Below are 15,351 nucleotides of genomic sequence, written 5' to 3'. Positions count from 1 at the left end.
CTCACTTTCATCCCTAATTATCTAAAAGTTACTATTGATTTTATTTTATTATTCAAAAATAAAAATTTCACATTGTAATTTATTAATATGGTTAAATATTTGTACTTCAGTGACAAACGTGTATTTTTAATAATTTCTTTATAATATTTTCTAATGTACCTTTGTATATATACAATGTACTTTTCCTTCTCCACAGGGTCCTTTACTTGATTCAAAATAGAGTACACATGATCCATGCTATAGTACACAAAACAGGAAATATACTCTTCAGATAGTTGCGGATAGTTTTCATTCATAAAGGCGATAATTTCATCCCAGCCTAAAAATACATCGAGTTTCTTTTCATTATAAGAAGAAGTTATTATACTGTTTTCCCTAAGCAAATATATATAACCAGAATAACTAGTATAAACGACCTTATTTGCATTTGAAAAAACTTTATAAGTGGTTGGTAAATCATCAAGTCTTCTATCTTCTGGGTACCGGATATTTTCAAAGCAACTTTTTTTATACAGTTTTGCCCAGACTGCAAATCTAAAGTATTTACCGGTGAATAACTGTTTCATTGCTTCTGTATTATCCATTTCTTTTATAAGTTCTTCTTTTTTTACATGAATAACGTCTCCATTCACTTCTCTATATATGCTGCAAATAGAAATATCACTATTCGTTGCTGTACATAGTTCATATAATTTAAGATACAAATCTTTATATACCCAGTCATCTCCATCTACAAAGCTAATATACTCCCCCATGGCTGTGTTAATCCCGGCATTTCTTGCAGAGGAAACTCCTCCATTTTTTTTATGAATAACAACTATCCTACTGTCTTTTTCAGCATATTGATCACAAATTTGACCACTTTGATCCGTCGACCCATCATTAACTAGAATCAGTTCGAAGTTCTGAAATGTTTGTGCCAGAATACTATCTATACACTTGCTAATATACTGGCTTGAGTTATAGACAGGAACGATAATACTTATATCTGGTTGCCTCATATTTCTCCTCCCACTCTATAAATACTATCCTATTAATTGATAAAACTTTTCTATTTCTTCAACATTTCCTTTCTTTTCGGTCTTCAGGTAGTTTACGATATTTTCTCTTAGTTCGTTGCTGCCAATTAACTTCAGAATCCCATCACATACGGCAGTGGAATTCATATCAACAACAAGGCCATTCTTACCATCAACCATTTGACTATATACTGCATCAAACCTTGTAGTTACGACTGGTATGTTAAGCATTCGTGCTTCTGCAATGGCAATACCAAACCCTTCAAATTTAGATGTTTGTACATACAGATCAGCATTTTTAATAAATGGATAGGGATTCGCTTTGACACCTAACAGAACAAAGTGTTCATTTAAATTATGCTTTTCGATATACTCCTCTATCTCTTTCTTTAAAGGTCCCTTTCCTAGTACATACCATCTAAAATGAATTCCTTGCTCTTTCAGTATCCTACATGTCTCAAGTGCAATATCATAACCTTTCTGATTCGCTAATCTCCCTATTGTTAAAAGCCTTATCCCATCAAAAGAGTCCTCATAACTATCTTCTAATTCAGCCATGTTTGAAATGAAGTTGGGATTATTGATGTCATAAATAACATTAATTTTATCCTTATATTCTGGAAAAGCTTCCAGTAATACTTCCTTTGTTGAATCAGACACAGCTACTATTTTATTGTACTGATCATAAAATATCCTTTGAAATTCCTTTTCCTTTTCGTTTAATTGATAACTTACATTTACCCATGCAAATTTACTTTTTGCTTTTACCTTTTCAGCTACGTAATAGGTTGGAATTCCTTGAGCATAACTTACAGCAACATCATATTCTTTCGGATTTCCGGGAATTACACTAGAGACACTTTGCCAAAAGAGCATTGCCTTTTGTGGGTTACTATATTTTCCTTTGCGTAATCTGCTTGAGTATTTAAACCTTGCTGAAAGCATTTTATACTCACGGTTAACTACAGAATATTTAAGTGAATCTATTAAATCTAACTCACTAAATTTTGTATACTTCAATGGTTTAAGGATATTAACTTCTTCTGGGACCAGTTCTTCAAGTGCTCCACCATGAGCGAACAGCAATAAATCAACTGAGTATACTGAGTAATCCAACATTGATAATAGCGTAACTAAACTCTTTTCGGCACCTGCAGTTTTCAACGAATCAATTACAAATAAAAGATTTTTTTTCATTTATTCCGCCCACACCCATTATATTTATTTAATTGTTAGCCTTTTAACTATCTCTTACAACTCAACCTTCTGCTTCACAATCGTCGACGAGACACCCTTTGTATATGGAAAATAGACAATGTCGACTCCTTTTTTGTCAAACTTTCTCTCCAGTTCATTAAAAAGAGCATTTCCTTTCCAGTCGTCACCAACAAACATGACGTCAAAAAGTAAATGCTCCCAAGCCCGATATTTATCTCTGTCTTCCTGTGGTACTGCTTCATCGACATATTTAATTCCTTCTACAATTTCTATTCTTTCCGCGTAAGGGATGACGGGTTGCTTATTTTTGTATTCCATTACTAACTCATCTGTACTTACGCCTACAATGAGAAATTCGCACTTTTCTTTGGCCTTTTTTAAAATGTTCAGGTGGCCAACATGAAATAAATCAAATACCCCTGTTGTATAGCCGACTTTATACTGCTTCATATATTTCTTCTCTCCTTTTCCCTTTTTGGCCATGGCAAACACGATCGATTCGTTTCACCAAATGTTTGCTTGCATCTCCGTCCTCGAAACTGCCAATCTTATAGAGGAACTTTTCTATTTTTTTGCGATATGGTACGTAATCAAACGTTGCAACTTTTTCTAAAAGGTCATTGTTGCTTGTTGCACTAATAAATGGAAGGTCTGTTATATCAAAATACAGCTTTCTGTCTTGTCTAGTATATTCCTCTAAATCCGGGACATAGAGAAAACATGGTCGTTTGGTTATCGAATAATCAAATATTAGTGATGAGTAGTCGGAAATCAATACATCTGCTGCTAGCAGTAATTCCTGTATATCGTCGAATGACGTAACATCCTTCACATGATCACCATAAGTTAGTTTGCCTGATTCTGCGTTTAAGTGTGGATGCAGTTTAACCAATATTGTCCACTCATTACCAAATCTGCTTTCCAGCTGGCGTACTAAACGGGACCAGTCAATATTATAAACTTCCAGGTTATTATTTTTTCTAAATGTTGGTGCATATAACAATACTTTAGAATCAGGATTTACATGTAACTTTTCTAATACATCCGCTCTCCTGTCAGGATTACGTTGAAACAATAAGTCATTCCTTGGTGTTCCATGCTCAAAAATCTCTCCACCATACCAGAAGGAACGTTTGAATATAGCAGTGCTGTACTTACACCCGGATAATAATAAATCACATTTTGCTGAGTCTTTCTTCGCCATTTTGACATAGCTTGATGGGAGTACAGCTTCCGCATCTTTTTCAATATGCTTTATTCGAAGTGAACTGTGCCAGGTTTGAATGTAATACTGCTTCTTACGTTTTACAAATAAGCCGGTGGTTCTATAATTTGTAATGACCACCTTTGATGTACACAATTCATAAAAATATCGTAATGACATGATCTTCACTTTTTTCACATGGTCTAAGTGTTTTTTGGAATCCGGGTCATTAAAGGCCCAGACAACATCAAATCGATCTTTCGGGTAATACCGCATCATATAATCGGTGATATACTTTGGGCTGCATCCATACTGACTCCCATAATAACTAAATAAGAATATTTTGTTTTGTTTAATTGGAAGACAGTTACATAGATAAATAATGATTAACGCGATCCATTTCTTCATTCAGATGACACCTCCTGCTTTAGTCCAACTGGTTTAGGCACTATTCTCGCCGTCCTCATCACTTTCCTTACTCCAGGTAAAAGAACATTTAAATAAGGATGGAGGGAAAATAAATATAATTGCTTTCTTAATGCTTTATCGTCCATTACTGCCCTTCTCAGCTCTTTGTAGTTGTCAGTTATGTAGGATTGTATTTCTTTTTTATGCAGCCCGTTTTGATCCTTCTCTCTGTTAAGCAGCAACAAATTATAATGGATAAAGCTCATTTTCAATATAGCCTTATAGGACTCATCCGTTAGCCCCTGATGAAAATTCTCAATAAACCGATGCCTTTCCTTTAACCCCTTAATAATATCCAGATTTCTTGGGGTGTAGGCTGCGACGATACTATCCTCCCGTTGATAATAGTAATATAATGGCTTATGCAAAAGCACAAATTTTTCAACTCGATGCATCACCTGATGTGCCCAAAATACATCTTCAAATAATACCCCTTTTTGAAATGGAATATCGTTGATCAGCTTTGTTTTATAAAGCTTACCCCAGGCAAAATTCTTCACCCGTTCGTTAATTACTAACTCATACATTAGCTTTCTATTATCCAGTTTTGTTGGGGTATCATTTTTATTATGATACCTGTTATCCAAAAGCAATTTATCTTCATAAGCATAATAAAAAGCTGATTGAACAACATCAGCTTGATATGCAAGGCTGCATTTAATCAGGCTTTCAACCATGTTATTTTCCAGCCAATCATCACTATCAACAAACATAGTAAATTCACCTGTTGCATGCTTCATTCCATGATTTCGTGCATCCGATAAACCCCCGTTTTCCTTGTGAATCACCTTTATCCGGGGATCTGATTTTTTGTAACTCGCTGCAATTGCTCCACAATTATCTGGAGAACCATCATCTACAAGAATGACTTCTAAGTTAAAGTATGTTTGGTTGAGAATACTTTCGATGCAGCGATGGATATATTTTTCCACCTTATAGATTGGGACAACAACGCTAACTTTTCCTTTTTGCATCCTGTATTGCCCCCTCTATATTAATTCGTATAGTTTTTCCAGTTCCTTGTTATTATAAAAATTTATGCTGCTGCAATTTGCTGCGAGTCTGTCTCGCAATGCCTTATCCCTATATAACGTTTCTATTCCGATTGCTATACCTTCAGCCGATAAGTCGCAAATCATTCCATCAACCCCATCATTCACCTGGCTTTTTACGGTTGGATAATTTGTTATCAGCACCGGCTTACCAAGTATCTGCGCTTCCCCAACCGTTACGGCCTTTCCTTCATATCGGGATGGCTGAACATAAAGATCTGCTTCTTTTAAATAAGTATATGGATTGGTTTGTTTCCCCAATAAAATGAAGCTATCTTGTAAATCATTTGCCGCAATTAACTTCTCGAGCATTTCCTGATCACCACCATAACCAACAACATACCAGACGATATCATCATAACCTCTGTCCTTTAGTAGTTTAAAAGCACGCACTGCATTATCAATTCCTTTTGCATGCGAAAGTCTTGCTACTGTTATCAGTTTGAATCGCGGATCAGCAGTCATCGGATTTTCAACTTTCTCATCTGATAACGCCTTCACAACGTCAGGTGATGTGATGTTCTCGATAACAATAACTCTCTCTTTTAAGCTGGGGTATTTTTTAATAAATGCGTTTTTACACGCTACGGATACGGCTGCAATATAGTTAAAGTTGCGCCACATGTTTAAATCCATGTTTATATCCGTTTCTACTGTTGAAAAATCAGTATGTATCCAGGCTATCTTTGTCTTGGCTTCCACCTTCTCTGCTACAACGTAATGTGGCCATAAATAGCTGATTGCAGCATCATATTTCTTTTCCAAGCTTGGCAGAAATGGCAATGCGTATTTCCACATAAGTTGCATTTGCCTGTATCCTGGTTCTGATACGCTGCTCTTATTCGCCTTATACTTAGCGATAAGCCTTGTCAGACCTAGTGTTACTTTGCCTGATTTTAAGATTTGCCCAATCGGCATTCGAAAGGTCTTATAGGCGTTTGACTCTTCCAATAAATTTGCTTTATCAGGGAGCAGATCGATTAAGTCGCCTGTATGGCTGTATAGCATAAGATCGATATGGCTCTTGCTGTAATCGAAATTATCCAACATGCTAATAAGACTTCTTTCAACGCCTCCAACCTCCATATCAAAGCTGGCGATTAATATCTCTTTCATATTGTCCTCCTGAGCTGGATTGATAGATAGCTGACAACGTGTCTATTGCTCGCTTTAGGGAATAGCCGCTTTTTTCAAATCCATTTATAATATGATAGGTGTTCTTTTCTTTCTGACCTGCCACTTCAACTATCCTGTCTGCCCAAACATCAGGTCCATCAGCTAATGAAAGCTTTGTTAGTAAACCTATCCCCAAATCTGCTTCTGGCTGGATAGCTTCTGAGACCACGGCGGGCAATCCGCATGCTTGCGCTTCAAGCAGCACCAGACCCAATCCTTCATAATGGGATGGAAAAATAAATACATCCATGCTATGCAACATGGTGGCTATGTCATGCCTTATCCCTGTAAATCGTATGTTTTCAAGGATCCCTTCCTGTTCGGCCTTTTCTTCTATTTGCTGTCTTAAATCTCCATCTCCTACTAATAATAGCTTAATAGTGGGGTCTCTTTGGATGACATGCTTCATAATTTCCACTATAAACATGTGATTCTTTGCTTCTATAAACCTGCCAATATGGCCAATTACGATACTCTTACCTAAGCCTTCCTTTACTTTAAATGTGATGACCTTCTTTTGCGGATTTATCAGGAATCTTAAATACTCGATTGCATTAGGGAAGTACGAATACTTCGATTTTGCTAACCCCTTGTTCCCGAATAAATACGTTCCTGCTCCACTGCTGCAAGCCAGTAAATTTGTTGAGAAGCGATTGATGATGAACCGCATTGCTGTTATATAGACCTTTCTTGTAAAACTGTTACTGCTGTCCAACGTTGTATGTGCGTGTGAAATTCTAATTTTTACACCAGCTAAATAGGCAGCAATTGCCGCAATACCGCAATGAAACAATGTATGTGCATGAACAGCTTCATATGGTCCATATTTTTTGATGGAATAATAAATTTCTTTTATGGAATTAGTCTTCGATAACTTAATAATTCTTCCGCCGCGTTTTTTGATTTCATCGTCATAGTGAGCATCCTGATTACTATATGAAATAAAATCAAACTGTACTTTCTCGTGGTCTACATTTCTGTAAATATTCATTAGCATTGTTTCTGTTCCTGCTCTGTTCATTGCCCCGACAACGTGAAGAATCCTCATTTTGTTATCCTCTTTTCACGTCTTTTTTCCAAACTTATCATTCTGCCATTTTGCGAATTCAATAACTGTTTTAAATTTCTGGAGCTCACCCTTATCAACTCCTGACTCCTTCAGTTCTTCTACAAACTCCAGCCATTCACTTTCCGGCAACAGTTCATCAACTGGTTTTGTGCCTAATAATGTTCGAAGGTCTGCGTCTAAAACGGTTGCGATTCGTTCAATAATCTGAATGGATGGGTTTTGATTTAAACCTCGTTCAATATTACTTAAATAAGATTTTGATATTGTTGCTCGCTGGGCACACTCAGATAAACTGAGTCCTTTCTGTTTACGTATGCTCTGAATTTTTTCTCCTATCATAGTTTATACCTCATGTTTTCCTAAGATAAAATAACGTTTATTTCGGTCGTTTTTACGAAGCGTATCCTTAACACATCGGATAACTCGCTGCTGGTCGTCATCTGTCAGGTTTGACCCCGATGGAAGACAAATCCCTGTGGAAAATAACTGCTCAGCTACATGTTCATTTCCCTCGTGAGGATAGTAACTTGCTTCTTTGAAGAGTGGCTGCATATGAAGCGGCTTCCATACAGGGCGGGCTTCGATGTTTTCATGATGTAGTGCTGCCAACAATTCTTTAACCGTTACACCTGCTTCTTGTTCATTAATGGTTAAAGTTGTAAGCCAACGATTCATCCTGGTTTCTTCCAATTCCGGCATAAACGAAATCCCCGGCAGGTTAAGAAGCCCCTGCTTGTAGATTTCATAAATACTTCTCCTTGCAGAAACGCGATCGTCAAGTACTTGTAACTGTGTCCTCCCAACCCCGGCTAATAGGTTACTCATCCGGTAATTAAATCCGACAGTACTATGCTGATAGTGTGGAGCTTGATCACGTGCCTGACTTGCCAGAAATCTTGCTCGTTGTATGGCCTTGGCATCATTTGATATAAGCATGCCTCCACCAGAAGTTGTAATAATTTTATTCCCATTGAAGGAGTAAATACCGAACTTGCCGAATGTCCCACTGGCTTTTCCTTTATAGGTCGTTCCAAGTGACTCCGCTGCATCCTCGATCATTGGTACATCATATGCGTCACAAATCCCCAGAAGTTCATCCATCTTAGAGCTTTGGCCGTACAAGTTAACAACAATTACGGCTTTTGGCAGCCTTCCAGCAAGTGATGCTTCTTGCATCGCTCTTTCAAGTGCTTGTGGTGACATATTCCATGACTCAGGTTCTGAATCAATAAAAACAGGTATTGCTCCTTGATACAAAATCGGATTTGCACTTGCTACAAATGTAAAAGTTGAGCAAAAAACATAATCATCCTTTGTTACATCTAATAAAGAAAGAGCCAAATGAATAGCAGCAGTACCCGAACTCACGGCTGCAGCATCTTTGACTCCAACTTTTTCTGCTATTTCTTTTTCAAACGCATCCACGTTAGGCCCTAAAGGCGCTATCCAATTTGTTGCAAATGCTTCATTTATATACTCCTGCTCCCTGCCACTCATGTGTGGAAGAGATAAATTAATTCTCGACTTAGTCAAACAACCACCACCCTCTCTAAATCATAATGCGTTCGATTATTCTTGTCGGGCTTCCTACAGCCTTGCTATATGCTGGTATATGTTCGATCACTGTAGATCCTGCACCAATTACGGACCAGCTGCCAAGATGCTTTCCGGGGATTATTGTAGCTGTCGATCCAACATGGACCCCTTCACCTGAAGTGACATTCCCTGTCAACGTTGCGTTTGGTGAAATATGTGTGTAGTCCCCGATATTGTTGTCATGTTCAATCACTGCACCAGTGTTAATAATACAATGCATCCCTATTTTGGCATTTGCATTAATGACAGCATTTGGCATAATCACAGTTCCATACCCAATTACAGCAGACCTGCTGACAACTGCTGTTGGGTGTATAACCGATAAAAATTGCTCAGGAAGTAAATTTGCTTGGTCTGCTAGTTTCTTTCTTATTTTATTTTCTCCAATAGCAACCACTACTCGTGTATCATGTTGAAGTAATTTAGCTAAGTACGCTATCGGTGCATAAATAATTCCATTTTGTTTAAATCCGCGTTTATACTTATCATCCAGAATAGCAGTGACTTGATAGTTTATGTTGGGAAATAACATCTCCTGTATGACTGTGCTATGTCCACCATCGCCTATAATAATGACACTCATGCTAAAGCACTTCTTTCGTGCCATTAAATTTTTCCATCGTAACAGAATCCCTGCCCGTGATTCCTTCTTTTTTGACTACTTTTAGAAAAGTTTTCAGCAGGATTCTGCAATCAAGAAATAATGATCGATTTTCGACATACCACGCATCAAGTCTGAACTTTTCTTCCCAGCTAATTGCATTTCTGCCATTAATTTGTGCCCATCCAGTAATGCCTGGTTTCACAGAGTGACGAAATGATTGCTCCTTGTTGTAAAGCGGTAAGTATTCCATTAATAATGGCCGTGGCCCAACCAGGCTCATATCCCCCTTTAGTACATTGAACAACTGCGGAAATTCATCCAGGCTATACTTTCTTAGGAACTTCCCTAGGGATGTTAACCTGACTTCATCGGCCAATTCCTTACCGTTTTGCTGCAATCCATTCGTCATTGTCCTGAATTTATATAGATAAAAGGGTTTACCATTTAATCCTGGACGCTTTTGTTTAAATAATATCGGTCTTCCCATTCGAATCCGAATAATTACCGCCAATACAATAATTAATGGAGAAAACAGGGTAACAATCATTATCGAAATGACACTATCCAACAGACGTTTCATTCACCTCTCACTCCCAGAGATTATTTAGGCATTAAAAATCCGCTGCATGATGCACCGGAGATTTACTTGCTTTATTTGTTTCATTAACTATTTCATAACCATTCGGATTATTAGATTGCCAGCGCCATGTATCTTCACACATAGCATCTATGTCTCGGGTTGGCTGCCAGCCGAGCTGTTTTCGTGCCTTTGACGGGTTTGCATAACATATTGCAGCATCACCTGGGCGCCGCTCTTCAATTTGGTATGGGACTGTCTGATTTGTAGCCCTTTCAAAGGCATTGATCATTTCCAGTACGCTATAACCTTTGCCGGTTCCAAGATTGTATGCATCAACACCATCGGCAGACTGTATCTTTTTTAAGGCTTTTATGTGACCGGCGGCTAAATCGACTACATGGATATAATCTCTGACACCTGTTCCATCTCTTGTTGGATAATCATTCCCAAATACGTTTAGTTGCTGTCTTTTTCCTACTGCAACTTGTGCTATATATGGCATTAAATTGTTTGGAATGCCATTTGGATCTTCCCCAATACGACCAGACTTATGAGCTCCGATTGGATTAAAGTATCTTAGTATCGCAATACTCCATTCGTTGTCTGAACGATATACATCCCTTAAGACTTCCTCAATCATCTGCTTTGTACGGCCATATGGATTTGTCGCTTCCATCCTTGCTTCTTCTGTAATAGGCACGTTACCCGAAGCGCCATATACAGTTGCTGATGAACTAAATACAAGTTTTTTAACACCATACTGTTGCATCACTTCACACAAAGTAATCGTTCCTGTAATATTGTTTTGATAATAGCGAAGTGGATTGGTAACTGACTCGCCAACTGCTTTTAATCCCGCAAAGTGAATAACGGAGTCAATTTTGTTTTCACTAAATACTTCAGTAACGTGTTCTTTATCCAGTAAATCAGCATTATATGCTTTAAACTGTTTTCCAGTGATTTCTTTTACACGTCTTAATGCTTCATCATTACTATTCGATAAATTATCCAAGACAATAATTTCGTACCCCTCATTAAGAAGCTCCACACATGTGTGACTCCCAATATATCCTGCTCCACCTGTTACTAGAATAGCCATTAAATTCTCCTCCTTTCAGCTACCAGATTAAATAGTCACTTTCATATAAAATATTGAGATTAATAACATTTTCAAAGAAATAATAAGCAAGGTAACACGCAACAATCCCAAAGTAGATAATTTTTTGATCCTTCTTCGTAAATACTTTTACAACCCATGAAATAAGAATTATATTGTAAAGTTCAAAGTAAATTGAAATTCTGGCAAATATCCAATTTTGTGTTGAGATTATCATAAAGACCAATCCAAGTATCGCCATATTTACAATATAATCACTTTCAGGAAATATGCGCCTCAGTTTATCTCTCCCTAAGTAAGCAATAACGATGGGAGCTGCTGCTACCGCAACCCTCAAAAAGTTAGCCCCGCCTTCAGAGAAGCTTTGGTAATGACCATACTGTGTATCCTCTATTGTTGAAAATAATATCGTCGAAAATTGCTCATATCCGATAACAATAAATACGGAAAGGATAAGCAATACCACGGTAGCTTTTGACCATGCTTTGAACCTTACTAAGAAGTAAATTGGTAATAAAATAAGTGCACTTTGATGAAATAAAGATGCCAAAATAATAATCAAAGCATACTTCACAAAGCTTCCTTCAATTAAATATTTTGTAGCTGTAAAGGCAATTGCGGCTGCAAGCACCTGTCTTATTCCATTCATTGATACTAAAAATAGCCCACCCGTTATATAAACGTATAGGCTAATCTCAATCATCCTGGAATAATTATATAAAATTATTACAATAAGCACGTTTGTTATTAAAGCTGCGGTAAAGATCATAATTTGCGGATCTTCTGATATATACGTCTTTAATAATCTTTGTAAAATGCCAAATCCGATATCCTTTTGGGCTAGAATGAAATCCCAGGAAAATTCATTTTGCTCATATATTCTCCTATAAACATAAGTATCTCCAATATTTGAACGAAGCCCTGATACAACTACTAATGACGCTAATGCTCCAAACACCAATACTTTATTCGGTTTGATAGGAACAGGTGATTCGACGCTTCGTGCAGGGGACGCAAAGTATCGTGCAAATAGAGAAAAACTGAAAACGACGGCAAGGTTCATCCATAATATTGTCATCTGAAGTTTCCTTTCAATCTAAAACATTAAACTGTCCTCGTTTTGGCTTTTATATAAAGATATAATAGAAATCCTATCGGCAACGCGGGTACAGTAAGTATTTTGTTTGGTGTTTCTTGTAAAAATGACCAATTACGGCCTAATAAACTGCTGGATACATAGTGGATCGCTTGCTTAAATTTAAATACAAAACCCGCAAATGGTATCTTCATTAATTCTTTACGATAAAAGGAAAAGCCATTTGGATTCCTGCGATATTGATGAAGCATGTTTCGCGAAGAACCATCTGGAAGATATTCAACACAGCATAGTACTTCATTCATCAATAACATTTCATATTCCTGATCAAGCATGTAATACTTGTATGCTAGACCAACGTATTTTTCATTCTGAAAGATCGGATATGGATATTTTTTGGTTAATTCTGTACGGTAAACAAGCTTCTTATCACCTGTCACCCCATGTTTGTAATGCAGGTTAAACAACGTAGAGGACTTAATATGATCCGGCAAAATAGACCCAATTATTTGATTGTTGCTGTCCGAATCAAGACCAATAATCCCACTAACACTATTGCTTCCATATTTATTCCAGAATGATAGAATCTTTTCCACAGCATCATCTGGCATATAATCATCTGAATCAATACATACATTTAATTCTGTATTAATCCTTTCATAAGCAGTGTTATGTGCACCGTGCATCCCTTGGTTTTCCTGGTGATAATAGTCTATTTCAAGGATGCCTTCCTTAATCCATGTCTTTACTAGGTCTTCGGTATCATCAGTTGACCCATCATCAATAATTAGCCAAATAAAGTCTTTACATGACTGGCGTTTCAGACTTTCATAACAAACATGGAGACAAAATGCTCGGTTGTAGGCAGGTGTAAATACAGTTAGCTGTTTCATATTATCGCTTCTCCTAATGCCAGATAGGATGCTTGTGTTTGCCCGGCTGTCTCCTTTATGTCATAGCCGCTTTCCGATAAGGCATGGTAATCGATTATTCTGGGTCTGATTTGTTTATCCAAACTTACAACACGTTCAATCCAACTGGCTGTATCTGCTAATGGCAGAAAATCGACAAGGCCTGATCCCATATCAGCCTCCTTGGTTATTGTGTCAGCGATTAAACATGGAAGACCAGCACCTTGAGCTTCTATTAAGGTTACTGGTAAACCTTCATGTATCGAAGGAAAAACAAAAATATCAATCGCCTGAAGGAGTGCGTCAACGTCATCCCGTACCCCCAGTAATTTAACCTTGCCGTTTAAATTTAAAGCATTAATTTTTGCTTCAATTTCTTTCCTTAGTGGCCCTTCACCAGCTATTAGCAGAACAGAATTTGCTATCTGCTTGTTTAGACCTGCGAAGATATCTACTAACTGTAATTGATTCTTCTGAGGTGCCATTCTGCCAACATGACCGAGGGCCAGCGTATCTTTATCCAGTTTCAGTTCTTTTCTGATAGTATTACGGGTGTGCTGTGAGAATTTAAATTTATCTGTTTCAATTCCGTTTTTCAGGACAAATGCTTCTCCAGATTTACTTTTAAATAACCATTTAGCTGCTGCATGCGAACAAGCATAATAGTGTGTTGCATATGCATTAATTTTGCTGCCTGCGTACCATTTATACGTTCTTGATGTAAACCCGCCTTCACTTTCCGTATTATGACTATGAGCAATTCTTACTGGGATATTCATCTTTTTAGCAGCTCTTAACACAAATCCGCTCATTTTATCCATGTGGGAGTGGATGATCTTATACTCTTGTTGTTGCTGCAGAAATTGATTCAGTGCACGATTGAAACCGATATGTCCGACCTCGGTAACATAAGGGATACGATGAATCTTTCCACCCATGCTTATTATTTCTGAGTCAAAGACCCCCTCATTGCACGTTAAAAAATCAAATTGTACCTTTGAACGATCTATGTTTCGGTAGAGGTTCATGATTAGGGTTTCAGCACCACCTCTGTTCATATTAACGACAACATGTAATACCCTTAATGGGCTGCCCATACCGGTTCACCCTCTTCCTGCATATAGGATCGATAAATTATTTCTTTCTCAGCCAACACTTTATTTGTAGAATACTTTGCGATAATTGCATTCCTTCCATTTTGTCCGAGCTGATGCTTCATATCGACTGCACTTGACAGGGCTATGATTTTATTAGCAAACGCCAGCGGCTCCCAATCAGTTAATAACCAGCCTGTTTTATTATTTTGAACAAGTTCTCTATGCCCTCTATTATCAACCGCTACGACAGGAAGACCACAGGCCATTGCTTCCATAACATTGACAGGGAGCCCTTCTCTGTAGCTTGATGCAACTGCTATATCACACATTGGCAGAAGCTGGTCAATATCCTTCCTGAAACCAAGGAAATCAACCATGTGGCTTATTCCAAGGCTATTAGCTAATTCCTGGCAGCTCTCTAATAAAGCACCTTCTCCAGCAAGCAGCAGCTTTGCATTTGGCACTTTTTCTTTTAGTAAAGCTAACGAGCGAAGGAGAAATTGCTGATTTTTATTTTTATTAAACTCAGCTGCATAAAATAATAAAAAGTCATCGGCATGATAGCCAAATGACTTTTTCAGTTCTGCCCGTTTATTTTCATCGATCGGCTTATAACGGACGGTATCTACTCCTACGCCATGAATTTGTTCTGTTCGTTCTGCTTTAAATCGATGCTTGGTGGCAATATTATAATCTTCCCGATTAATCGTGATTAAACTATCTGTGTAACGAGATAAATACTTTTCAATCGGATAATAGACAAGCCAGTTTATAAGAGGTGCACCTTTACAGAAATGAAACCCATGTGCTGTATAGATCACCTTTGTTCCTTGTTTTCTTGTCTGCTTTGCAGCGAGTCGGGCAAGCACTCCTCCTAGGGGGGTGTGACAATGAATAATAGCATAATTATTCTGACTCATGACCTTCGTTAACTGCTTATAGGCTTCTATGTTTGATTTGCTAAAAGGGGTTCGTTCAATAGGAATATTATATTGATTATCTGTGTACGGTAAATTTATGTTTCCCGCTGCAGCAACATCAACACCCCACCCTTGTTCTTTAAACCACTTCATATAAGGCAAATGAAACGCTTTAAAATGATAATCAACTGTCGCACAGTACAGTATTTTTTTCGTCATGAACA

At 37.6% G+C, this 15,351-nt stretch carries 16 protein-coding genes; all 16 read right to left on the bottom strand.

What is annotated here, in order from left to right; translation table 11 throughout:
- Positions 1–17 precede the first annotated feature (17 nt).
- Genes ACE1TG_RS13095 through ACE1TG_RS13020 form a run of 16 tightly spaced genes read right to left on the bottom strand, consistent with a single transcriptional unit; the run spans position 18 to position 15,346 of the window.
- Positions 18–1,001, bottom strand: a complete 984-nt coding sequence (locus tag ACE1TG_RS13095) for a glycosyltransferase (protein WP_375052837.1) — start codon at positions 999–1,001, stop codon at positions 18–20.
- A gap of 24 nt (positions 1,002–1,025) precedes the next feature.
- Entirely contained in the window at positions 1,026–2,216 is a 1,191-nt protein-coding gene (locus ACE1TG_RS13090; protein ID WP_375052836.1) for a glycosyltransferase, read from the bottom strand.
- A gap of 54 nt (positions 2,217–2,270) precedes the next feature.
- Positions 2,271–2,687 (bottom strand): FAD synthase family protein, encoded by a 417-nt coding sequence (locus tag ACE1TG_RS13085; protein ID WP_375052835.1) that lies wholly within the window; start codon positions 2,685–2,687, stop codon positions 2,271–2,273.
- Positions 2,674–3,849, bottom strand: a complete 1,176-nt coding sequence (locus ACE1TG_RS13080) for a CDP-glycerol glycerophosphotransferase family protein (RefSeq protein WP_375052834.1) — start codon at positions 3,847–3,849, stop codon at positions 2,674–2,676. The genes ACE1TG_RS13085 and ACE1TG_RS13080 overlap by 14 nt, the downstream gene beginning before the upstream one ends.
- Entirely contained in the window at positions 3,846–4,883 is a 1,038-nt protein-coding gene (locus ACE1TG_RS13075) for a glycosyltransferase family 2 protein (RefSeq protein ID WP_375052833.1), read from the bottom strand. The genes ACE1TG_RS13080 and ACE1TG_RS13075 overlap by 4 nt, the downstream gene beginning before the upstream one ends.
- A 15-nt stretch (positions 4,884–4,898) precedes the next feature.
- Positions 4,899–6,077, bottom strand: coding sequence for a glycosyltransferase (locus ACE1TG_RS13070; RefSeq protein WP_375052832.1), 1,179 nt, complete (start codon positions 6,075–6,077; stop codon positions 4,899–4,901).
- Complete coding sequence (locus ACE1TG_RS13065; protein WP_375052831.1) at positions 6,049–7,185, bottom strand: glycosyltransferase family 1 protein; 1,137 nt, start codon at positions 7,183–7,185, stop codon at positions 6,049–6,051. The genes ACE1TG_RS13070 and ACE1TG_RS13065 overlap by 29 nt, the downstream gene beginning before the upstream one ends.
- Before the next feature lie 15 nt (positions 7,186–7,200).
- On the bottom strand, positions 7,201–7,545 hold the full coding sequence (locus tag ACE1TG_RS13060; RefSeq protein ID WP_375052830.1) for a helix-turn-helix domain-containing protein: 345 nt from the start codon (positions 7,543–7,545) through the stop codon (positions 7,201–7,203).
- Between the two features lie 3 nt (positions 7,546–7,548).
- Positions 7,549–8,703: a DegT/DnrJ/EryC1/StrS family aminotransferase gene (locus ACE1TG_RS13055; RefSeq protein ID WP_375052925.1), complete on the bottom strand. Its 1,155-nt coding sequence runs from the start codon at positions 8,701–8,703 to the stop codon at positions 7,549–7,551.
- Positions 8,704–8,755: 52 nt separating this feature from the next.
- On the bottom strand, positions 8,756–9,385 hold the full coding sequence (locus tag ACE1TG_RS13050; protein WP_375052829.1) for an acetyltransferase: 630 nt from the start codon (positions 9,383–9,385) through the stop codon (positions 8,756–8,758).
- 1 nt (position 9,386) lies between these two features.
- Complete coding sequence (locus ACE1TG_RS13045; RefSeq protein ID WP_375052828.1) at positions 9,387–9,986, bottom strand: sugar transferase; 600 nt, start codon at positions 9,984–9,986, stop codon at positions 9,387–9,389.
- 31 nt (positions 9,987–10,017) lie between these two features.
- Positions 10,018–11,085, bottom strand: coding sequence for a UDP-glucose 4-epimerase GalE (galE, locus tag ACE1TG_RS13040; RefSeq protein ID WP_375052827.1), 1,068 nt, complete (start codon positions 11,083–11,085; stop codon positions 10,018–10,020).
- A 19-nt stretch (positions 11,086–11,104) separates the two neighbouring features.
- Complete coding sequence (locus tag ACE1TG_RS13035) at positions 11,105–12,181, bottom strand: EpsG family protein (RefSeq protein WP_375052826.1); 1,077 nt, start codon at positions 12,179–12,181, stop codon at positions 11,105–11,107.
- A 26-nt stretch (positions 12,182–12,207) separates the two neighbouring features.
- Positions 12,208–13,092, bottom strand: coding sequence for a glycosyltransferase family 2 protein (locus ACE1TG_RS13030; RefSeq protein ID WP_375052825.1), 885 nt, complete (start codon positions 13,090–13,092; stop codon positions 12,208–12,210).
- Entirely contained in the window at positions 13,089–14,207 is a 1,119-nt protein-coding gene (locus ACE1TG_RS13025; RefSeq protein ID WP_375052824.1) for a glycosyltransferase family 1 protein, read from the bottom strand. The genes ACE1TG_RS13030 and ACE1TG_RS13025 overlap by 4 nt, the downstream gene beginning before the upstream one ends.
- Positions 14,192–15,346 carry a glycosyltransferase family 4 protein gene (locus ACE1TG_RS13020; protein WP_375052823.1) on the bottom strand — a complete coding sequence of 385 codons (1,155 nt, stop codon included), beginning with the start codon at positions 15,344–15,346 and terminating at the stop codon, positions 14,192–14,194. Before ACE1TG_RS13020 ends, ACE1TG_RS13025 begins: the two co-directional genes overlap by 16 nt.
- Positions 15,347–15,351 lie beyond the last annotated feature (5 nt).

The organism is Virgibacillus sp. JSM 102003 (assembly GCF_041949995.1).
GTDB lineage: Bacteria > Bacillota > Bacilli > Bacillales > Amphibacillaceae > Lentibacillus.
Note: the sequence above shows the minus strand (reverse complement) of the source record. Positions and strands in the feature narration are given on the sequence as shown.

Excerpts from the sequence above, each read along its gene's own strand:
- ACE1TG_RS13090 (WP_375052836.1), bottom strand. The coding sequence starts at position 2,216 with ATGAAAAAAAATCTTTTATTTGTAATTGATTCGTTGAAAACTGCAGGT.
- galE (WP_375052827.1), bottom strand. The coding sequence starts at position 11,085 with ATGGCTATTCTAGTAACAGGTGGAGCAGGATATATTGGGAGTCACACA.
- ACE1TG_RS13050 (WP_375052829.1), bottom strand. The coding sequence starts at position 9,385 with ATGAGTGTCATTATTATAGGCGATGGTGGACATAGCACAGTCATACAG.
- ACE1TG_RS13035 (WP_375052826.1), bottom strand. The coding sequence starts at position 12,181 with ATGACAATATTATGGATGAACCTTGCCGTCGTTTTCAGTTTTTCTCTA.
- ACE1TG_RS13075 (WP_375052833.1), bottom strand. The coding sequence starts at position 4,883 with ATGCAAAAAGGAAAAGTTAGCGTTGTTGTCCCAATCTATAAGGTGGAA.
- ACE1TG_RS13030 (WP_375052825.1), bottom strand. The coding sequence starts at position 13,092 with ATGAAACAGCTAACTGTATTTACACCTGCCTACAACCGAGCATTTTGT.
- ACE1TG_RS13060 (WP_375052830.1), bottom strand. The coding sequence starts at position 7,545 with ATGATAGGAGAAAAAATTCAGAGCATACGTAAACAGAAAGGACTCAGT.
- ACE1TG_RS13020 (WP_375052823.1), bottom strand. The coding sequence starts at position 15,346 with ATGACGAAAAAAATACTGTACTGTGCGACAGTTGATTATCATTTTAAA.
- ACE1TG_RS13095 (WP_375052837.1), bottom strand. The coding sequence starts at position 1,001 with ATGAGGCAACCAGATATAAGTATTATCGTTCCTGTCTATAACTCAAGC.
- ACE1TG_RS13065 (WP_375052831.1), bottom strand. The coding sequence starts at position 7,185 with ATGAGGATTCTTCACGTTGTCGGGGCAATGAACAGAGCAGGAACAGAA.
- ACE1TG_RS13025 (WP_375052824.1), bottom strand. The coding sequence starts at position 14,207 with ATGGGCAGCCCATTAAGGGTATTACATGTTGTCGTTAATATGAACAGA.
- ACE1TG_RS13070 (WP_375052832.1), bottom strand. The coding sequence starts at position 6,077 with ATGAAAGAGATATTAATCGCCAGCTTTGATATGGAGGTTGGAGGCGTT.
- ACE1TG_RS13080 (WP_375052834.1), bottom strand. The coding sequence starts at position 3,849 with ATGAAGAAATGGATCGCGTTAATCATTATTTATCTATGTAACTGTCTT.
- ACE1TG_RS13085 (WP_375052835.1), bottom strand. The coding sequence starts at position 2,687 with ATGAAGCAGTATAAAGTCGGCTATACAACAGGGGTATTTGATTTATTT.
- ACE1TG_RS13055 (WP_375052925.1), bottom strand. The coding sequence starts at position 8,703 with ATGAGTGGCAGGGAGCAGGAGTATATAAATGAAGCATTTGCAACAAAT.
- ACE1TG_RS13045 (WP_375052828.1), bottom strand. The coding sequence starts at position 9,986 with ATGAAACGTCTGTTGGATAGTGTCATTTCGATAATGATTGTTACCCTG.